Here is a 21928-nt window from a genome sequence, read left to right on the forward strand (position 1 = left end):
ATGACACAAATCGGACTTCCGGCGCACGCCATATCAATTGAGACTCGCGCGAAATCACTTACTACGTCAGATTTCGGGAGCATTGACCTGACAGGCTTCGAAGTTCGAAGAGTTTCTGGAATTGCTGCGACTCCTGATCTAAGTATGTCTGGCAGCTTTTCGGAACTACTGACGCATCGATTGCCCGTGGAGGAGTTCGCGCCTGCGATAGGGGAATGGACTGCCGTTGCTAGGCGCAAAGCTCAGGGAGAACGGGGAAAAAACCATTTCATTGTCCTGAACGACGAATTTGGCTATTCACCAATATTCTATGCGTTCATACCAGGTAGTTCTATCGTGGTTTCTGATTCTTTCCAAGGCGTTGTCCACGAACTTCAGCGAAGAGGTATCCGCCCTTCCTTGGACATATCAACATACATTGCTTCGCTTGTCACAAAGGATTCGAGGTTTTCGAATCCTTTTGTGTCAACAACTTTTTCTAATGATATTCGGGTTCTCGCGCCTCATAGTTTTCTTTATATCACTGAGGAGACGGCTACGATTCGAGATCGTGCTGAACTATTAGGAAATATTCCAAAAGGTTCTGACCAGTTGGTTCGGGATGGAGTGGAGTTTGTTTCTTCTACACTGCGTAATTTGGCAAGGCTGGAATATTTCAATCACTCATTGTTGCTGTCAGGTGGTGTGGATTCTCGCACCGTTCTGTCCCTAGTATTAAAAGCAGGCGTAGAGAAGGACTTTAAATTCAGGTCAAATGACCCGCGACTGTATAAGAGCAAATATAGTATGCGGGTATTCGAGGATGATTTCTATATCAGTTACCGAATCGGGAATGACCTTGGGATGAACTGGCAAGGCGCTAGAGAAACTTTTCACATGGACACCGGCCTCGAAGAGTCTCAGCGCCTTACCCAAAGCTATTCTTCAAATTTTTCCTTCAATTTCACGCCAACGTCACACCACACAGTCTTTGGAACCCCCGAAATATCCTTGCGAGGGGGAGGCGGCGAGCCTTTGAAGGGAGCAGGGTTTTTAAGTCTCGGTGACCAAGTGCAAAACTTTAATAATGGTTTTGTTGGTGAACGTATCGGTGCATTTGAACAATTCAAGGCTTGGTACCTAGGTAATGCGACTGTCAAAACCAAATATGGGAAAACAGTAGAAGACTCTTTGAACTCATTACAATCACACTTTATTCGGGATGACCTACATCAAGTCATGCCATCTTTGTATCAGCAGACTAGGAACCGAACACATTTTGGGCATGCCAAATTTTCAAGTTCGTCCAACCATTTTCCGTTTCAGCCACTTTCGAACGCCTATTTCTACGAAGCGACCAAACATATAGATAACGCTGAGCTCCAGGATTTTGCGCTGGTACAACAGATCTTTAGCGATGCCGCCCCTGAACTGCTTAAATATCCTTTTGAGAGTGGGGTTGCGACTGAGAAACTTTCTTCTTCACCTCACGTAATGATTTCCAAGGATCGAGCTACATTAGAAAATCACTTTGACCGCGTTGCATCCAAAAAGATAAGTTCCAAGCGAATAACACTCCCGGGCCGGCATCAAGATCGATTTTTGCCGAATTTACCTTCCGCGCTAGAAAGTTTGTGTAGAACCCTTGCACACGATATTGAAGAAGCATTCCCTGAATATCGGGATACATTGAAAGGCGTCCACCGTGAGGTGTTGGCTGCTATTAAGCTGGGGGTGCTAAGTCCATCTACGACCGCAGCTCGAATGAGATCTGCGAGGGATGTGTTTAGCCCGACAACACATTCGGGTAGTACCTTTACCCTTGGTACTGAATGTGATCGAGAGTCTGTGCGCCTAGCCGGAGTCCAGCCCTTTGGTATCTCTATTGATTGGGTATCACAAAATACTGCCGTACTACCGCAAGTTGTTTTGAGTCCGCAGATTTCTATTCAAGACGGAAGTATTCGAATTTCTGCTCATCCTGAATGTTCTCGGCCCGCAAAGCTGGAATTTGCATTCTATTTGGTTGTGAACGGGCGTGCAGAACAAAAGTATCAATACCAAGAAAAGAGCGAATTCGCTATTGAAGTGCCTACAGACTTACTCGGGAAGAAGTTGGGGGTAATGGTATTTGCTCGTCACATAGGTTTTTCGCATCCATGCGCTATCGAGACTAGAGAGCTTTGAATGTGAGAACTATTCACCGGGTACGGACATAATAGAACTTTAAGTTGGTCGTAGGATCGTTCTGGGTTCAGTTGCCCCAGTCTCCAATTGTGCCGTATAGGACTAGTTGGTACTCGTGTTCCGGATAGGTGGTACTGCTTGGGGTCTGGCCATTATTCTAGGTGGCGGTAGAGAGTGTCTAATGGTTTGTGTGTGAGGGGTTTCCCTTACATGAAGGAGATAAACCATAATGGATTCTGTGGCGAAACGAGATCCGGAAGATTCCGCGAAGATTAAAGCGATCGAGCAGAAACTGCTGGCGAACCCGGAGATAGCCAAGCTCATTGATGAGCTGGGAACCACAGCAACGGACGCCAACGACCTAGTCCGGGGATTACTGCAAGCTTCGGTCACCCGTGGCTTGGAAGCCGAAATGGATGCCCACCTGGGTTATTCCAAAGGCGATCGTGAGGCCAAAGCGGCCGGTGGTGGCGATAATTATCGCAACGGCTCCTATGTCAAAAAGGTTGATTCGAACTACGGCCCGGTCGATGTCACCGTTCCACGTGATCGGCAGGGCACGTTCTTGCCCACGATGGTGCCGAAAGGCTCACGCAGGTTAACCGATGTCGATGACATGATCATCAGTTTGTATGCCGGTGGCATGACAGTGCGCGATATCCAGCATCATATGGCCACGGTCATGAGGGTTGATATCTCGCATGAAACGATTTCCGCAGTGACTGATGCGGTGCTAGATGAAGTCATGATCTGGCAAAACCGTCAGCTAGACGAGTTCTACCCGGTAATATTCCTCGATGCGCTGCGTATCAAAGTTCGCGACGGTGGACGAGTAGTTAACAAGTCCGCCTTTTTGGCTATCGGCGTGGATATGGACGGGATCAAACACATCCTGGGTATCTGGTTGGCGAAAGAAGAAGGCGCCTCCTTCTGGGCTCATGTGTGCGCGAACCTGGCAAGCCGTGGAGTCCAGGACGTGTTTATTGTCTGCTGCGATGGTTTGAAGGGCCTGCCGGAAGCGGTGGAAGCAACGTGGCCGGATTCGATGGTGCAGACCTGTGTGGTGCATTTGATTCGTGCAGCAAACCGGTGGGTGGCCTATGGCGATCGTAAGACCGTATCTGCGGCGTTGAAGAAGGTGTATACCGCGCCTGACGAGGCAACCGCACGTGCAGCGTTGGATGAATTCGCCGACTCAGAACTGGGCCAGAAATATCCCCAATCAGTCAAGGTCTGGACGGATGCGTGGGAGCGTTTCGTGCCGTTTCTGCAGTTCCCGCCGATGGCCAGAAAGGTCATCTATACGACAAACTCGATTGAGTCGATGAATAACGAGCTGCGTAAAGCTACCCGTAACCGCGTGCAATTTACCAATGATGATTCCGCGATTAAGACGCTGTGGTTGATGATCTGCAATATTGAGGATAAACGTGCGGCTAAACGCGCAAAACAGGGCAAGAAAGCTGCTGCTACCAGCGGAAGACTCATCGAAGGCAGAAAGGTCACCAACTGGAAACAAGCCATCAACCAAATGGCCGTGGCCTACCCCGAACGATTCACCAACTACCTATAAATCACTAACCCCGAAAGCCCCACACACAAAATACTTGACGCTGATAATGGGAATGCAGGATCGGAACCTCGTGGAATGACCCAATACTTGACTGGTCATGATCTTTTTCATGTGTCCTTAGCGTGATCTGTCTTCCAGGTTGGTTCCGCCCCTGTACCGCAATCCGGTAGATTCCGTCCATGACCTTATAGGAGCGTGACGTTACCACCGTGGCAACCCGGCAGGTGCCTAGTGTAGTCGTCTCATCAGCGTCTTGTCTGCCCGGAAACCTCGGATCGTGGTTTACCCGCACATTTACTCACGGACAGGACCCGATCCCCGATGCCTACCACCTTTGAATGCCTCACCGGCCCCGTCGCCGGAATCGACACCCACACCGATACCCACACCGTTGCCATCATTTCGGACACTGGCCGGCACATCGCCACTGACACCTTCCCCGCCACCAACTTGGGCTACAAGGCGATCTCAGAGTTCATAGCAACTTCCGGTGTCACCACCGTCGGTGTGGAAGGCACCAGCTCTTATGGAGCAGGCCTGACACGGTACCTTCGTACCCAGAAGTACACAATCGTAGAAGTCCTGCGCCCGACCCGGACAGTTCGACGCCGGGATGGAAAATCAGATCCCGTTGATGCAGTAGCTGCCGCCCGCCAGGTACTCGCCGGGGAAGCCTTAAGCATCCCGAAAGACACCTCCGGGCCCGTGGAATCCCTTCGTGGGTTGCAGATCACTCGCCGTCAGATCGTGATGACTGCAGCGAAACTGATGACAACGATCAAATCGTTGCTGGTCACAGCACCTGATGAAATTCGGTGCCGCTATAGTGCGATGTCTACATTAGTCATGGTGGAGTCATTATCGCGTTGCCGACCTTCAGCAGACCTGGCCGATCCCAGAAATGGTGTGCTTTTCGCGTTGAAGACCTTAGCGTCCACTTATCGTGATTTGCAAGAACAGGCCACTCAGATAGAAGAGCACATCAGCATCCTGGTTGAAATTATCAATCCGCATGTGACGTCGATATTTGGGTGTGGCTCCGTGGTGGCTGCCGATCTGATTGTCAGTGTTGGGGACAATCCAAGCCGGATTCACTCCGAAGCAGCATTAGCCCATCTGTGTGGGGTAGCACCGATTCCGGCTAGCTCGGGAAGAACACATCGGCATCGACTCAACCGGGGCGGTGATCGCCGAGCTAACGCCGCGTTGCACCGCATTGCGTTGGTGCGGATGCACCATGAGCAACGCACCAGGGACTACGTAACCAAGCGCACCAAGGAAGGATTGTCGAAAAAGGAGATCTTACGGTGCCTAAAACGCGCCATCGCCAGGGAAGTCTACCGAGTGCTGTGCCAGAATCAGACGGCTACCTCATCAGGACAGATCGGGGTCGCTGAACTCAAAGCCCGACGAGTCGAAAGACAGCTGTCGCAAGCCCAGATTGCCGAAAAACTCGGGTGCAAGCCAGCAAGGATAAGTGATATAGAAACCGGCAAGCGCCCACTACCCCAGTTAAGAACAGCTTACGAACAACTTCTCAATCCCGCTTGACACAACATAGGAGCATCACGCTCTGGCGGTACCACGTGGCTTACCGGATCGAAGCCTATCCGATAGAGTCGGTACAGACTTCCTAATCAGCCACCCCACCACCGGCCTATGCAACAACCTCGGTGACAACTACATGCGACAAGGCCTGGTTCGTACCCACGCCCCGACCGACTAACTAAGACGAGCCCTAGCAGCACCCCAAGCACCAAGAGAGCTGCCCTCCAAGTCTCAACCCCAGTTCCAACAACTCGGAATGCTTAGGTCACAGGTACTCGGAACACCAGCACCAGTTCATCGCAGTCACCACAATTGGACAAGAGTAATGAATATCCCCAGTTGGTAAACACAATGCATAGTCTATAAGGGGCTAGTCTGCAATCTTCTTAATCTTCGGTAGCTTCGTAGTCATTTTGGTTTTGCAACGAATCCCGCCCAACGAATTCAATCACGCGTTCATAGATTAGCTCATATATAGAGTCCTGGTAGTGGTAAGGTGCCTGCCCCCAACGGTGCCCTCCGGACATGAGTGGAGTTTGGTCTGAGAGTCCGGCGACTGGGAAACTCATTGCTTCAAGCAGCTGGTACAGCTCCCTGAGTCGTTCATTCATTTTAGGCGCCCATTTTAGGTGATTCTTTGCCCGGGTAGCATCAATGCTGGAATCGCTCTTGTCGTATGCCAGCGCGAGTGGGATATCTAATATCAGGGTTTTCTCAAAGAGATTGCGTTCAAGGAGGAAATTTTTGAAAGCTATAGCCTCACGAGCAAAAGCACCATAGAAAGCATCAGTTCCGAATTCCAGGTGTTGAGTTCCGAGGTCTTCATAGCGACCAACGAGAGCAGACTTATTTTCGATTGTCGGCGTAAAAACTCCACCGTCGGGATACTTCATCACCCCACGTCGCTCGTCAATAAGGTCAATAATTAGTATGTCGATTTCTTCTTTTTGTTCCTCGAGGCCGTTTAGTAATGAACCTTGAAAATCCCTTGACGCCATTCTCTTTTGAAATGCGGACTTAATTTTGTTGAAATCAAAACCTGTAGTCGGTGCAGGGTGAAATGCCGAAACAAGTGATTGCCTGGCGACTGTTCCAACTCTTTCGAGTCCATTTTCTTGACCTACCATTTCGTACATGTCGCGACCTACGCATGAGCCAAACAAGAACGTTCGAATCGTTTGTTCCGGCATAAATTCCTCCCAGTAGAAGATGATTGAATCCGAGCTGTAGGAAAGCCGGTTAGCCCTGTCCGGGTCCATCCTCGGAATATCCGATCTTTAAATCTATCACTCGTCGATTTTTGGTCATTTGTGTTCCGAGTACGCTACCACAAGCCGATAATTGTCGCAGGTTCCTTCGCGTTTCCTAAAATCGATACACGAGTCGCGTTTGGAGTGATTGGTCAAGCTTGTTGAATGCTCCAGTAGCGTGGTGTATCTGTAAGTCTCGGTGAGGACCCGATAAAAGATGTGGGAGATAGCTGTAGTTTGGTTTCATGCGGAGCTACAACTGGTAAACAGCGGTGGGGAAGCGAGGAATCTTGAACATGAAATAGTTGGTTCCTCCATGGTCCGATGATTGTGCCTCTCAAGCGTTGACAGGCGTTTATCTAGAATTCTCAATGTTGGATGAAACGCGATTTCAGAAATTGAGTTGGACAATTAGTAGATATTTCATCTGTTCAGTCATTTGGCGTACAGCAATGGAAATGTCTGTCAATTATATTTTGATACGAAATGCGCTGGTAGGGACGGGTGTTTCCTGTTGAGTACTTGCCAGAATCGAGTTTTAACCCGCGCACAGTTCGTTATTTTTAGTTACACTGTTCCGTTGGTACTGCTTGTTTGAAATCGGTGAAGACTATAATGGCCTTGGAATGGTATTTCAATGGGTAAAAGAAAAGATTGAAATATACGAACCTATATGGGGAGAGCCAAATGTACAGTGATGAAAAACGTGACTCCAACGAGATAAACAAACTGAAATCGGCAAATATTCGACGAAACCCCGATGCTGTTGCCTCGGAGATGTCTGTCTTGAGGGAGCAAGTGCGCCGCCAGAACGATTCAGTCTCAAAAGGTGCGTTTGCGGATTTGAAACGTCGTCTCGCAGAAGCCTCTACTGCACTGTCTGAAGCTCGTGAAGAAATCCAAGAGCTGAGTGGGGACAATGCAAAGCTGGAGCGGAGGCTTGAAGCGTTGCGAAATTCAAGGTCATTCCGCGTTGGCTATCAACTTGGGGAACCCGTTCGATTCTTGAGGAAATACCTTGCCAAAGCGGACGTCAAATCTCTGAAATCGATGGTGACGGAAAAGAAGTTAAACAAGACACGAGGCGCCGGGCAGCGCGGCAGAGCGACAACTGTACGCAACGAACAAACTCATCAGGGGGATTCAAAGGATAGTGAGAAGCAGGCGTTAAAGGAGAAATCCCGTCTCAGTTTGAAGAAAAGTCAGGCTGGTCTTAAAGAGTTCGAAACCGAATTGAAGCGCCTTTGGTATGATGCCGGCAAGATTAGCGAGTCATACGATCTTATTCATCGGACGAGTGTTGATACTTCGCAAGATGAAAAGTTGACCCGGCTTATAAAGCAAGTCAAGGGCGAGTACAGACTTTTTAATAGTGAGATCGTTTTGTCGTCAATGGAAGGTGGAGCAAGCTACATTCCAGAGCTAGGGCGCGTTATGTACTGTGTTCACTCGACTCCAGTATTTAACTCAAACGGATACTCCACGCGTACCCGAGGGGTAGCTTCGGGGGTTGCAGAAGGCTCACACCATATGGTTGTCGTTTCGCGTGCAGGATATCCGTGGGACACAGCTACTGATGTGAAGGCCCCAGGCGAACAACGCACGTTGAAGCGTCTGGATGGAGTCGATTATATCCATAATCCGGGTCCCAAACTCGGAGACATCGCGATGGACCATTACTTCACTATCGCCGCAGATACCTTTGTTCGTGAGGCAAGAAACCTTCGTCCAGAAGTTATTCAGTCGGCATCAAATCATCGCACGGCTCTCCCAGCGTTACTAGCTGCACGACGTGTTGGGGTCCCATTCGTGTACGAGGTACGTGGGCTCTGGGAATATTCAGAGGCAGCTAGGAAGCCTAGTTTTTCGGGTTCTGAGCGGTTTGAATTGATGAAAGATCTCGAAACTTTTGTATGCAAGAATGCAGATAAGGTTCTAGCCATTACATCCCAGGTAGCGGAGGAGCTAATTGCAAGGGGAGTTGATCGAGACAGGATTGAGCTAGTGCCGAATGGCGTCGATTCTTCAAGGTTCCTGCCGTATCCTAAAGACGAGTACTTCGCTAAGACTCGGAAGATTGACGTAGATGCACCTGTTATTGGTTTCGCGGGAAGCATCGTGGGTTACGAAGGTCTTGACCTTCTCGTGAAAGCCTCTGCAAAACTTGGAAAAGCAGGTATCAAACACCAGATTGCTATTGCTGGCTCGGGCTCAGCTGAGCCCGGGTTACGCAAACTTGCCAAAGAATTGCCAGCTTCCAATGTCAGATTCCTGGGTAGGCTGCCCCAGAACCAGATTCCACGTTTGATCAGTACCTTCGATATCGTTGCATGCCCGAGAGAATCTCACCAGGTTACTGAACTTGTCTCACCACTCAAGCCTCTAGAAGCGTTTGCATCCGGTAGAGCAACAATCCTTTCCGATGTCGCACCAAATCTCGAATTGGCAGGGAAGGACGATTCGAGAGCTCTTACTTTCAGGAAGGGTGACCTTGAATCGCTCGTCGAGGCTTTGAGCACATTGATTCAGGATGCTGATTTACGCCGAGAATTGGGAAGGTCGAGTCGTCAATGGGTAATGGAGGAGCGCAATTGGAATGCAATTGGAAAGACATTTTCCGCGGTTTACAAGGAAGTCGTACGCAACCGTAAAGCTGAGCGACTCGATAGCGCTGAGACCATTTCTCCATCAAAACTGAAAGTGGGGGTAATTGCCGATGAGTTTACCCGCACGACTATCGCCGGAACATTTGATATCACTCTATTACATCCGGCTGACTGGAAGAACCAGTTCGAGAAGACTGATTTCGACCTCATTTTTGTCGAATCAGCGTGGGAGGGCAATGACGGGCTCTGGCATCGCGCTGTCGGGTTCTACTCGGAAGACGAGTCTCGGTCTCTTTTCGAACTGCTTGAAAAGGCAAAAGACCTAGGAATACCTACCGTATTTTGGAATAAAGAGGACCCCGTACATTTCAAGCGGTTCTCCACAACTGCGGTTAAGTTTGACTACGTATTTACTACTGATGCGAATCTGATTCAGAAGTATCTGGAGCTGCCTAATAATCAAATTAAGAGCGTAAGTTCGATGCCGTTCTTCGCGCAACCAGAGCTCCATAATCCGTTGGTGGAATCCCACCCAGCAGATACATATGCCTTTGCCGGAACGTACTATGGGGAAAGATATGCTTCGCGATCGAAAGCCCTCGACGTTCTGTTATCTTCAGCGAAGAAGTATGGCTTGGAAATTTTTGACAGGCAGGCAAGTAATCCGGACTCCCCGTACCAGTTCCCCGAGGAGTATAAGGTGTATGTCAAGGGAGCACTTCCCTATGACGAGGTTATTTCCACATACGCTTCCAACATTGCGCATCTAAATGTAAGCTCGGTTGATAATTCTCCTACGATGTTTTCACGCCGGGTTGCGGAAATACCCGCTTGCGGTGGCATCGTCCTGAGCACACCGAGCCGTGGAATCAAGGAATCTTTGGGTGAAAACATTGCGACCTCGAACTCCATCGATACTTTGGATACTTGGTTATCTGCTTGGAAAAACGACCCGGTTCTCCGTAATAATGAAGCATGGCGTCAAATGAGAACCATTTATCGTGCTCATACTTCAGATACAGCATTAAGTATCCTGGTAAGGACCATCGGCCTAAGTCATCCTGGATTAGTATTACCGAGTTATGCGGTTTTGGTAGATGACCTAAATGAGACGATTTCGGCGGAAATTTTGCGACAGTCTCTCCGCCCTGTGTCAGTAGTATCTTCTTCAGTCTCATCAGGACAATCAGAGCTCGAAGAAGAGGGGATCGAAGTTATAGCTGATGTTGATTCAACGGAAGCTATCTTTGCTGGAGCTTGGGTTTCGAATGCAAACAGGACTTTCTATGAAGATTTGCTGTTGCCAACGCGTTTTGGACAATGGAACTCACTTATCGCATTTGAACCTGAATCCCTCGATGAGAGGATAAGTCCTGTTTTTGTGGGTCCGGAGACTATGGATTCTAGTTCAACTCATAATTCCGGACGTCTGGATAGGATTGAGGCTTCATCCAAGGATCCCGCGGTCGGTGTCCTGATGCCAGAGAGCGACCGTCAACTTGAGTCGAGCCCAGAAATCGTAGATGAGGAGCACGACCAAACACCGAGCCATAGAACTATTCTCATTGCCGGGCATGACTTGAAGTTTGCAACGAGCTTGATTGACTCTTTGAATAAAGAGGGCCATACAGTGCTCATTGATAAGTGGGATTCACATGCGAAACATGATGTTGAACGTTCTCGAGCTCTATTAGCGCAGTCTGACATAGTTTTTTGTGAGTGGGGTTTGGGTAACGCGGTGTGGTACTCCCACAACGTAAGCGAAGACCAACGGCTTGTAGTTCGTGTGCATCTTCAAGAAATTCAACTTCCGTACTTGAAGAAGATCGATAACAGTAAGGTCGACAAGTTTATATTTGTTGGTGAGTTAATTCGTCGGACAGCTATCTTGTCTCACGGAGTAAAAGGTGACAAGTCCGTTGTGATCCCGAATGGTGTTGAGGCAGAAAAGTTGGCGCTTCCGAAGAAGGAGGGAGCTGAATTTAACATTGGGTTCGTAGGTATGATTCCTCAGCGAAAAAGGCTTGATCTTGCAATTGATCTTGTGGAAAGGCTGCTGAAAGTAGACTCACGGTACTCGCTTCTTGTCCGAGGAAAGCGGCCGGATGACTACCCATGGATGAAGAACCGCGTTGAGGAAATGCGTTACTACGATGAACAGTTCGACAGGATCGAGCGAATCAATGCTAATTATCCAGGTGCAGTGAAATTAATCGACTTCGGAGACGATATGGAAGATTGGTATCGCAACGTAGGAGTAGTTGTATCGACTAGCGATTATGAATCCTTCCACTTTACGATTGCGGATGGGGCAGCATCTGGCGCAGTGCCTGTCAGTCTCTCATGGCCCGGTTCGGATTTGATCTATCCAGAAAAATGGCTCTTCCCTAATATCTCTTCTATGGCGGACGCGATTCTAGACGGTTCAATCGATGGATTAGAAGCTGCAGAGTTTATTAAGCGGGAGTTTGACTCCTCCAAAGTAAATGAAGCGCTTCGTCGAGCGATAACGAATGAGGCCTAGAAGTCCCGTACCCTCAGCAGAATTGTAGTTAGAATAACTTAGCGGCTACCGGTCAAGGTTTTCGGTAGTCGCTTTGCTCTGGGGTGGGACGTGCACGAAGAGCCCGAGCGAATAAGAAACTCCATGGCCCGAGCTGGACAAAGCGAGACACAAACGCTGCGAATTCCGAATCGTTTTGGAGACCATTGAAATTGAAATCAGCGGTTGTAGCAGGGTTTATTCCGTCCATTGCCGGAACAATACTGGGCATTTTCGTGAATGGCTCCTAGTTAGCATCGTGTGTTATGTCTCAGCATAGCGGTATGAGAAATGCGTACCCGGCGGGAACATCAGCCGGAATGTAAGGTGTTCGTTATGGTTAATGATCGCGACGATGCTTCGAAGTGGGTAAGGACTGTTGTTGTTCCTGCTGCTGGAATGGGAATTAGGTTTTTGCCGGCGACGAAGACTGTGCCGAAAGAGCTGTTGCCGGTGGTAGATACCCCAGGTATTGAGCTTATTGCTGAGGAAGCTGCTGCTGTTGGCGCCGATAGGCTGGCCATTATTACTGCTCCTAACAAGCAGGAGGTCATGCGGCATTTCGAGGCGTTCCCTGATTTGGTTGAAACGCTCGAGTCACGCGGTAAGCAGACGCAGTCGGAGAAGGTTAAGCGTGCGCATTCGTTGTTGAATCCGATTGCGGTTGAACAAAATAAGCCACTTGGTTTGGGCCACGCTGTTGGTCTTGCGGAGTCCGTGTTGGCTGAGGATGAAGAGTTCTTCGGTGTGATGTTGCCGGATGATATTGTGCAGCCGTTGACTGCGATGGAGCAGATGGTTGCGGTGCGTAACAAGCTTGGCGGTTCGGTGCTTCTGGCTGTTGAGGTTCCGCGGGAGCAGACTTTTAATTATGGTGTGTTTGATGTTCAGGACACTTCAGATGACCTGGTGAAGAAGGTTGTCGGGATGGTGGAAAAGCCGGATCCAGCGGATGCGCCGTCGAATTTGGTGGCCACTGGTCGTTACGTTCTGGATCGCAAGATTTTTGATGCTTTGCGTCGTATCACCCCGGGTAAAGGTGGTGAGTTGCAGTTGACGGATGCGATTGAGTTGCTGATCCAGGAGGGTGAGCCGGTGCATGTTGTGGTGCATTCGGGTACTCGTCATGATTTGGGTAATCCTGGTGGTTATATTCCGGCTAATGTTGATTTTGGTTTGAAGTCGGATGTGTATGGTCCTGCGTTGTATACGCAGTTGAAGAAGATTATTGCTGATTACGAGGCAGATGGTTGCGCTTAATGTGGTCATGTTACTTCAAGGTCCTTGTCAACTAATTGGGTAGTTATACTTTTCGTGATAGCTGCTAGAACTGGGCTGTGTCAATTTTTGTTGACGGGGAAACTCTTTGGTTTGTTGTTTAGGCCGCTTGCGCGGCGGTAGTCGTTGGTGGGGTCAGGAAGTCGTCCATTGCTTTCTTAGGGATTTCACAGGTGCTGGTGTGGAAGCGACGCCGGTTGTAGTAGGCCTCGATCCATTCGCCCACACCGATGAGAGTGTCTAATGGTTTGTGTGTGAGGGGTTTCCCTTACATGAAGGAGATAAACCATAATGGATTCTGTGGCGAAACGAGATCCGGAAGATTCCGCGAAGATTAAAGCGATCGAGCAGAAACTGCTGGCGAACCCGGAGATAGCCAAGCTCATTGATGAGCTGGGAACCACAGCAACGGACGCCAACGACCTAGTCCGGGGATTACTGCAAGCTTCGGTCACCCGTGGCTTGGAAGCCGAAATGGATGCCCACCTGGGTTATTCCAAAGGCGATCGTGAGGCCAAAGCGGCCGGTGGTGGCGATAATTATCGCAACGGCTCCTATGTCAAAAAGGTTGATTCGAACTACGGCCCGGTCGATGTCACCGTTCCACGTGATCGGCAGGGCACGTTCTTGCCCACGATGGTGCCGAAAGGCTCACGCAGGTTAACCGATGTCGATGACATGATCATCAGTTTGTATGCCGGTGGCATGACAGTGCGCGATATCCAGCATCATATGGCCACGGTCATGAGGGTTGATATCTCGCATGAAACGATTTCCGCAGTGACTGATGCGGTGCTAGATGAAGTCATGATCTGGCAAAACCGTCAGCTAGACGAGTTCTACCCGGTAATATTCCTCGATGCGCTGCGTATCAAAGTTCGCGACGGTGGACGAGTAGTTAACAAGTCCGCCTTTTTGGCTATCGGCGTGGATATGGACGGGATCAAACACATCCTGGGTATCTGGTTGGCGAAAGAAGAAGGCGCCTCCTTCTGGGCTCATGTGTGCGCGAACCTGGCAAGCCGTGGAGTCCAGGACGTGTTTATTGTCTGCTGCGATGGTTTGAAGGGCCTGCCGGAAGCGGTGGAAGCAACGTGGCCGGATTCGATGGTGCAGACCTGTGTGGTGCATTTGATTCGTGCAGCAAACCGGTGGGTGGCCTATGGCGATCGTAAGACCGTATCTGCGGCGTTGAAGAAGGTGTATACCGCGCCTGACGAGGCAACCGCACGTGCAGCGTTGGATGAATTCGCCGACTCAGAACTGGGCCAGAAATATCCCCAATCAGTCAAGGTCTGGACGGATGCGTGGGAGCGTTTCGTGCCGTTTCTGCAGTTCCCGCCGATGGCCAGAAAGGTCATCTATACGACAAACTCGATTGAGTCGATGAATAACGAGCTGCGTAAAGCTACCCGTAACCGCGTGCAATTTACCAATGATGATTCCGCGATTAAGACGCTGTGGTTGATGATCTGCAATATTGAGGATAAACGCGCGGCTAAACGCGCAAAACAGGGCAAGAAAGCTGCTGCTACCAGCGGAAGACTCATCGAAGGCAGAAAGGTCACCAACTGGAAACAAGCCATCAACCAAATGGCCGTGGCCTACCCCGAACGATTCACCAACTACCTATAAATCACTAACCCCGAAAGCCCCACACACAAAATACTTGACACGCTCACACCGATCCGTGCTTCTAGCTTGGATTGAAACTGTTTGCGTTCGTAGAGTAAATGCAGTTTCAGTGTGGAAAAGAATGATTCCGCCACGACCGTTCCTCAGCACACTCCGACCTTGCCGACTGATAAGCGAACATCGTGACTTTCGGCCCACTTGCTTAGTGCCGCACTAGTGTATTGGGCGGATTCAACTGGTCGTCGCAACACCTCGATGACATGGAGGTGTGTGATGCTACGTCGTCAGGCGGATGCGGATCGAGCGGTGCGACAACCGATACGCTCTCCGGGGCGCCCGCCCCCGCGACGTGAGGTCGAGCGGGCATTCTGGGTACAGATCGCTGATGGGCTTACGAGCGAGGATGCCGCGGTTGCTGTTGGTGTGTCAGCACCGGTGGGTACGCGGTGGTTTCGCCATGCTGGAGGTATGCCTCCACTAGATCTTGCTCCAGCTGCTGGCCGTTATCTCTGCTTTGCTGAGCGTGAAGAGATCGCGCTGTTACACGTTCAAAATGTCGGCGTCCGTGAGATCGCCCGACGACTCGGACGCGATCCCGGGACAGTCTCCCGGGAACTGCGGCGAAACGCCGCGACCCGTGCCGGGGAAGTGGAGTACCGGGCTTCCGTTGCGCAGTGGAAGGCCGAGTCTGCGGCCAAGCGGCCCAAACAAGCGAAACTGGTGACCAACACCGCGCTGCGTGACTATGTGCAACAACGCCTTGAGGGCAGCGTCAGTCTGCCGGACAGGACGGTAGTTCAGGGGCCCGATGCACCGCGCTGGAAGGGACGAAACAAGCCACACCGAGAGGACCGTCAATGGGTCACGGGTTGGAGCCCGGAACAAATCTCGCACCGGCTGAAAGTTGATTTCCCTGATGATGGTGCCATGAGGATCAGCCACGAAGCGATTTACCAGTCACTGTTCATCCAGGGTCGCGGCGCACTCAAGCGCGAGCTCGTCACGTGTCTACGCACTGGTCGAGCGCTGCGGAAACCACGACGGCGTTCACGGAACAAGCCACAAGGCCATGTCACAGACGATGTCGTCATCTCCGAGCGTCCCGCCGAAGCGGCGGACCGCGCGGTGCCTGGACATTGGGAGGGGGATCTGATCATCGGCACACACCAGTCCGCGATCGGCACGCTCGTCGAGCGCAAGAGCCGCTCTGTGCTGCTGGTGCACCTGCCACGACTTGCAGGCTACGGGCAGCAGCCGCGAGTGAAAAACGGGCCGGCCTTGGCCGGCCACGGCGCGACCGCGATGGCTGATGCGCTCACCCGAGCAATCACGGATCTACCGCAGCAACTGCGTAAGACGTTGACCTGGGATCGAGGCAAGGAGTTGGCAGAGCATGCCAGATTCGCGTTCGAGACCGGCACCACGGTGTTTTTCGCTGATCCGCACTCGCCTTGGCAGCGGCCCACGAACGAAAACACCAATGGGCTGCTGCGACAGTACTTCCCCAAGGGCACCGACCTGTCGAGATGGGGTGCTGACGATCTCGCCGCGGTCGCGTACACGTTAAATAACCGGCCGAGGAAAGTGCTCAACTGGAAAACCCCAGCCGAGGTATTCACAGAGCAGCTACCATCGGCCCAAGAACCTGGTGTTGCGACCACCGATTGAATCCGCCTTGGCTGCCGCGATCAGAATGAAATATGGCATTACCAGCGACATAGCCACCACGATGAGCCATGGCCAGGGCATCAATCACCAACTGGCTGGTCATACGATCCGCGACCTGCCAGCCTGTAACCATCCTGGTGGACAAGTCAATAACGGTCGCCAGATACATCCAGCCCTGCCCGGTGCGAAGATAGGTAATATCACCACATAAGTGCGTTGTGGGCACCGGTGGAGTGAAATTGCGTCGTACCAAATCACCGCGATACGGTGCGTTCTCATCAGCGATGGTCGTGCGTTTGTATGCCCGGCGATACTTAGTTACTAAGGCACTGACCCCTGTTTGGTAGACACCTAATATCCCATCAACGTGGGACTGAAAGGTAATCTCCTCACTATGCCAAGCAAGACCTATACCGAAGAGTTCAAGCGTGATGCTGTCGCACTCTATGAGAATTCCTCGGGTGCTTCATTGACCACTATTGCCACTGATCTCGGGATCAACCGCGCTACCTTGCATAACTGGGTCAAAAGGTACGGGACGGCCGCGCGCACCACGATCATTACCCCGGATTCTTCCTCGTCGGCCTCGGTCACCGACACCGAGCGGATCCGGCAGCTTGAACGCCAAGTTAAACGCTTGCAAGAAGAGCGCGATATTTTGCAAAAGGCTGCTAAATATTTCGCGGAAGAGACGAATTGGTGATCCGCTTCCGGTTCGTTGACGACGCGCGAAAAACCTACCCGGTTAAGCGGTTATGTGAAGTTCTGACGTTGAATCGTTCCTCGTATTACAAATGGAAATCTAGTGCAGCCAAGCGCAAGAAACGCTTGTTTAGCGATGCTATCCTCGGCGCGAAAGTCAAGGCCGTGTTCGCCGCAGAAAAGGGCTGCTACGGCGCCAAACGCGTCACGGCAGAACTCAACGACAATCCAAAAGATAGACCTGTCAACCATAAACGGGTCGCACGGGTGATGAGGTCAATGAAATTGTTTGGGTTCACGAAAAAACGCAAAGTCACCACGACTGTTTCGGATAAGAAAAAACCAGTGTTTCCGGACCTAGTCGGACGGAAGTTCACTGCCGACAAGCCAAATCAGCTCTATGTCGGTGACATTACGTATTTGCCGATTGACGGTGGGGCAAATATGTACCTGGCTACCGTGATTGACTGCTATTCACGCAGGCTAATCGGTTTCGCGATTGCGGATCACATGCGCACTAGCTTGGTTCAAGATGCCCTTACAGCTGCCAAAGGCCAGCGAGGCAGCCTTAAAGGGGCAATATTTCACTCGGATCACGGCAGTGTTTATACCTCGCAAGCATTCCAGCAGACATGCACGCTACTTGGGGTGAAACAGTCGATGGGAGCAATTGGAACCAGCGCAGATAACGCCTTAGCTGAATCGTTTAACGCCTCAATGAAGCGTGAAGTGCTGCAAGATTCTAAAACATTCACTAACCAGCTGGTGTGTCGGAGGGAGGTGTTCCGGTGGTGCACCAGGTACAACACGATGCGAAGGCACTCGTGGTGTAATCACCTCGCACCAAACGTGTTTGAGCGGCACAATGAAGCTACACTCAAACGTGCTTCTTGATTAAATCCCTGTGTCTACTTTCCGGGGGTCAGGCCCTAATCCCAGCTTTCGCATGGTTTTACGCACGGCATACAACGATGCTGTGATACCACGTGTGGCCAGTTCAGCGGCGATGGTACGTACGCCGGCGAAACCACGGTGCGCATCAAAAATGGTTTTAATTTGCTCTGCAATCCGGTCACGGAATCCTCGTGGAGTCGAAGAAGGATACTTTTGGTTACGGCGCTTTTTCCACGCGTAGTACCCAGCCCGGCTTACGCGTAGCAGCCTGGCCATCATAGTCACGGTAAAGCGGGGTTGTTGGTGTGTGCCTTCTTCATCAAAGCGATAGATAAGGGCAAAAGCGTGCTCGTCTACATGCCCTTGGCGAAGAAGGCGGCCTTAGACTCAAACCGTCAGTGCAACACTCGAGGTGTTATGTGTTAGGGGTAGAGTATGGCAAAGATTGGACGACCTGGACTTGCAGATATCGAGCGCCGTCGAGTGTGGGATTTATGGAAACAAGGGCAGTCATTTACCAAGATATCTGAGTTCCTGGGAGTTGCTCCGGGGTCAGTGTTTTCGATTCTTCGTACTCGTGGGGGCATATGGTTTCCCAAGCCCACCTCGGCCCCGAGAGCATTGGGCCTTGCAGAGCGCGAGGCTATATCGCGGGGTCTTGCAGCTGGTCGCTCGATTCGAGCCATTGCTTCAGAGCTTGGCAGAGCGCCATCAACGATTAGTCGTGAAATTTCGAAGAATAAAGGGCGCACACACTATCGGGGTATTGACGCTCATGAACGGGCATGTCGTAAACGGGCCAGGCCCCAACGTTTGAAGCTACAGAAGAATCCGGTACTGACTAACTACATAACCGCTCGTCTTCAGCAATTGTGGTCACCGGAGCAAATCGCGGGAAGATTGCGGTTAGACTATCCGAATAATTCCCGTATGCAGATTAGTCATGAGGCTATCTATCGCACCGTGTATTTGCATAAAGTACGTAAAATTCTGCCGCACAATATTCATCATTGCTTACGGCGGAACCGTTCAATCCGGCATGGTAGAAGCTATTCCACCCGAGGCCAGTGGCGATCGAAGATCAAAAACGCGCGTTCAATCCACGACCGTCCACAAGAAGCCAACAACCGTACCGTAAGCGGGCACAGGGAAGGTGACCTCATTATTGGTGGTACCCATTCTCAGATTGCCACGCTGGTTGATAGAGCGACACGGAAAGTCGACTTGGTTCAGCTAAAGGATCGTAGTGCTACGCACTTGACAGCTGCACTGACGCACTACCTATCGAATCGTGTCATTGATGATTTAAAGACGCTCACCTGGGATCGCGGCATGGAACTTGCAGATCATCACAACCTAACCCGCGCTACAGGAATCGATGTTTTCTTCGCCGATCCACACAGCCCTTGGCAACGCGGCACTAATGAAAACACCAACGGGCTCATACGCCAGTACCTTCCAAAGAAAACCGACCTGAGTACTTTTTCACAAGCGGACTTGGATAGGATTGCAGGTCAACTCAATAATCGACCTAGGAAGTGCTTAGGTTACAAAACCCCACTGGAGGTCGAGCAAAGCAGTGTTGCCTTGACGATTTGAATCCAAGGCCGCTTTTTCTAAAAACTCGTTCTCCAGTTCCAGTTCACGAACGCGTTTAGATAACTCGGCCGCATCCTGCGAGTTGGGATCGGCTTTCCGTCGATGCGACCCGGAGCCGGTACCTTGCGTGCCCTGCGCAGCAGCTACCCAGCGTCCTAAGGCCGAGGCTGAGACCTCGTATTCACGGGCTTCTTCTTACCGGGTCTTTCCCAGCACCAGTACTGCATCAACACATTGCTGCTTGAACTGTGGTGGATAAGCCTTTGGCATATTCTCAATCCTTGTCGGTTATGGGCTTCCCTGTCAACAAGAATCATCACACCCCAAACTTCGTAATCCGGTGGTCTGGGCGCTCTATGTGGGTTCGACGACGCCTGAAAGCAGGTAGACAAGGGCATTCGGAAGAATATTTGGAACTTGAGATACTAAAAGTAACGTCTCCTTAGGAAATGATTCTTTAAATCCCGTATCTTTGTCGGGGTCGCAAAGTGATCACTTTAAGAGACGCAGCCAATTTAGAGTCTGCTTCCGTCTCAAATGAACCTGATGGTCAACTTGAGCCACATGAATAAGTCAAACAGCGCGGGAAGGAATCGGCGGCTTGTAGTATAATTACTCAGGGACTTTAAACGGTTCCGATTTATCTTCAACGTGGTGCGGCCAAGCTACAGGTAACTTTCTGATCGGTTTAATTGGAAGCGCGCGAATGATCGACGCATTGAAAAACGAATTGTGGTTAAAGGTAAGCTCCGATTATGTTCCTTGATGAAGCTATAGTAATTAACGATCACCAACCAGAGGATGGGGTGTATCGAATAGGTGGGTGGATAAATTGTCCTCCTGAAAGTCGCGTGATTCTAAGATTTGTGACCAAAGGCACTCAGCGTGATCAGGTAGACGGGCTGCATTGGGCGGCTACTGGTGGTTGGTATAAATACCTTCCGGCATCGGGCAATCGAGATCGGTTCGAAATTGAAGCGTACTTCGACAAAGAAATCCATGGCACTCCAGAAGTTCGCATAGAACGGTGGTATGGCAATGGAGATATTGAGCTGCTATTGGACAGGCCAGGCTGGCAGCCTTTAGCAGCTTTTTGGGGCAGCGACCAGGCGTATTCAGATTTTTCGAATAATACTTTAGGAATAATCAAACGTGTCTCCTATTCATCCTGTTTGGTGACTGCCGGAGAGCCATCAAACCAGGACCTTATTAACAGGTTACATGCTTCGAATAAATCGATTGAAAAGTTCCCGGAGCTTCATGCGGACTTGGAGAGACGCATTATTAAGACACTAGCGACGACTGATTTTGACGCCCTCGTTATCGATCTGGAATCTCTGTGTGTGCCCATTTCTAATGTAGAGGGCACATATATTGAAGTATCGCCCGAAGCAAGGTCGTTGGGGTCCCTGGTCATGGAATCTGACGTAGTCAAAGTTGGAGACGGTGAATACTTTAGGGTCTTAAAGAATTCATTGGATTCTCTGTTACAAAGCTTGCGTCCACGTCCAATACTGATTCAGCTTCGAGAATCGGATGCGGAACTAAGCTGTGCAGAGCCTGGCTCAGACGAAAAGTTTAATTCGACTATTCAGAATTTAATGCTTGAAGAATCGGGATTTGAATTCCTCCGTATACCAGGTCGCAGCTCAGGTGGGTCTCTTTCGGCAAAGAAAATTGAGTTGGAGAATTTGATCGAACCTTACTGGACAACCTTTGACGAGAATATGACGCTCCGCGAAAAACCAAGCCAACTAAATTTGGTTTCGAATCTGACGCCCCTAGACGCTGTACAGACAGCTCCAGTCAAAGGATTATTTAATAGCTTCCGGGTGGAGGTGGATGTTCTAGTTTCTCCTAAGCAATACAAAGATCGAAACTTACTATTGACACTTGAGATCGAAGATCAAGAAGGAAATCCTCTGAACGAAAGCTTGTCGCGATACTCGGTCTCCAGATCTGCGATGCCAGGCATTGACTACTTTATGTACTTTCCTGAAATTCGGGGTTCGGAGACTGTTACATTTGAGGTCAATCTACCAGAATATGCTAAATGCAGAGCAATTGGTGTCCAGCAGATCCGCGACATAGGATCCGTGTTCATTTCGCGTTTTGCAATTCAATCGGATCACTTGCTCAATTATGAGATGCCCTCAGAAGAACCTAAAAAAGAGAAAGAGAAGTTATGGCAGTAACACGAGATAACCTTCAAAAGACCGCGGTAGTCGTAATCGGTGACTCGGGGTTAAGTGTCGATCTAGGATGGGTATCTGTAGGTAGTACTTTCTTTAAAGCATGGGAGGAAGTTGAGCGCGAGTTAGATTTGTCGTGCCTTGTCATAGTAGATAAAAATCCGGAACGAGCCATCGAGAAGTCTCGCAGCGTTCTCAATCAGGGAGTAGGGGCCGTAACCATCGTATGGAACGCCGAGAGAAGTAAGCCGTATTCCTACTCGATGATAGCCCTC

Annotated in this window: 13 protein-coding genes; 10 read left to right on the forward strand and 3 right to left on the reverse strand. The window is 50.4% G+C overall.

Translation table 11 applies throughout. The features are described from left to right. The 3 genes from CCASEI_RS04700 to CCASEI_RS04710 all read left to right on the forward strand — a co-directional run bounded on the left by CCASEI_RS04700 (nt 1) and on the right by CCASEI_RS04710 (nt 5290). A complete protein-coding gene (locus CCASEI_RS04700) occupies nt 1-2166 on the forward strand; it encodes a hypothetical protein (RefSeq protein WP_025387289.1) in 2166 nt (721 codons plus the stop codon). 229 nt (nt 2167-2395) lie between these two features. Further along, nucleotides 2396-3739, forward strand: coding sequence for an IS256 family transposase (locus CCASEI_RS04705; protein ID WP_025387290.1), 1344 nt, complete (start codon nt 2396-2398; stop codon nt 3737-3739). 321 nt (nt 3740-4060) lie between these two features. After that, nucleotides 4061-5290 (forward strand): IS110 family RNA-guided transposase, encoded by a 1230-nt coding sequence (locus CCASEI_RS04710; RefSeq protein ID WP_006822409.1) that lies wholly within the window; start codon nt 4061-4063, stop codon nt 5288-5290. Nucleotides 5291-5673: 383 nt separating this feature from the next. Here the strand turns inward: CCASEI_RS04710 and CCASEI_RS04715 are convergent, their stop codons facing one another. Continuing rightward, complete coding sequence (locus CCASEI_RS04715; RefSeq protein WP_025387291.1) at nt 5674-6546, reverse strand: DUF6270 domain-containing protein; 873 nt, start codon at nt 6544-6546, stop codon at nt 5674-5676. Between the two features lie 678 nt (nt 6547-7224). Between CCASEI_RS04715 and CCASEI_RS04720 the strand changes: the two genes are divergently transcribed. The 4 genes from CCASEI_RS04720 to CCASEI_RS04735 all read left to right on the forward strand — a co-directional run bounded on the left by CCASEI_RS04720 (nt 7225) and on the right by CCASEI_RS04735 (nt 16266). Continuing rightward, entirely contained in the window at nt 7225-11667 is a 4443-nt protein-coding gene (locus tag CCASEI_RS04720) for a glycosyltransferase (RefSeq protein ID WP_025387292.1), read from the forward strand. A 354-nt stretch (nt 11668-12021) separates the two neighbouring features. Beyond that, entirely contained in the window at nt 12022-12945 is a 924-nt protein-coding gene (locus tag CCASEI_RS04725) for a UTP--glucose-1-phosphate uridylyltransferase (protein WP_025387293.1), read from the forward strand. A gap of 309 nt (nt 12946-13254) precedes the next feature. Continuing rightward, the gene (locus CCASEI_RS04730) at nt 13255-14598 is read left to right on the forward strand and encodes an IS256 family transposase (protein WP_025387290.1); all 1344 of its coding nucleotides are present in this window, start codon (nt 13255-13257) and stop codon (nt 14596-14598) included. Nucleotides 14599-14871: 273 nt separating this feature from the next. Beyond that, on the forward strand, nt 14872-16266 hold the full coding sequence (locus CCASEI_RS04735) for an IS30 family transposase (RefSeq protein ID WP_206741121.1): 1395 nt from the start codon (nt 14872-14874) through the stop codon (nt 16264-16266). Here the strand turns inward: CCASEI_RS04735 and CCASEI_RS15205 are convergent. After that, nucleotides 16214-16492 (reverse strand): DDE-type integrase/transposase/recombinase, encoded by a 279-nt coding sequence (locus tag CCASEI_RS15205; protein WP_169731175.1) that lies wholly within the window; start codon nt 16490-16492, stop codon nt 16214-16216. The two genes, CCASEI_RS04735 and CCASEI_RS15205, sit on opposite strands and share 53 nt — an antisense overlap. 168 nt (nt 16493-16660) lie before the next feature. On the opposite strand from CCASEI_RS15205, the gene CCASEI_RS04745 reads away from it, so the two are divergent. Beyond that, nucleotides 16661-17862 (forward strand): IS3 family transposase gene (locus CCASEI_RS04745; protein ID WP_404825269.1). Its coding sequence is split into 2 segments (ribosomal slippage): nt 16661-16955 and nt 16955-17862, totalling 1203 coding nucleotides; the frame shifts between segments, so codons are not numbered across the junction. On the opposite strand, the gene CCASEI_RS15685 is transcribed toward CCASEI_RS04745, so the two are convergent. Further along, nucleotides 17863-18141, reverse strand: coding sequence for an IS3 family transposase (locus CCASEI_RS15685; RefSeq protein WP_025387295.1), 279 nt, complete (start codon nt 18139-18141; stop codon nt 17863-17865). Nucleotides 18142-18297: 156 nt separating this feature from the next. Between CCASEI_RS15685 and CCASEI_RS14385 the strand changes: the two genes are divergently transcribed. Then, the gene (locus tag CCASEI_RS14385; RefSeq protein WP_025387296.1) at nt 18298-19461 is read left to right on the forward strand and encodes an IS30 family transposase; all 1164 of its coding nucleotides are present in this window, start codon (nt 18298-18300) and stop codon (nt 19459-19461) included. A 755-nt stretch (nt 19462-20216) separates the two neighbouring features. After that, nucleotides 20217-21656, forward strand: a complete 1440-nt coding sequence (locus tag CCASEI_RS04760; RefSeq protein ID WP_025387297.1) for a hypothetical protein — start codon at nt 20217-20219, stop codon at nt 21654-21656. Nucleotides 21657-21928 lie beyond the last annotated feature (272 nt).

The sequence above is a fragment of the Corynebacterium casei LMG S-19264 genome, assembly GCF_000550785.1.
Lineage (GTDB): Bacteria > Actinomycetota > Actinomycetes > Mycobacteriales > Mycobacteriaceae > Corynebacterium > Corynebacterium casei.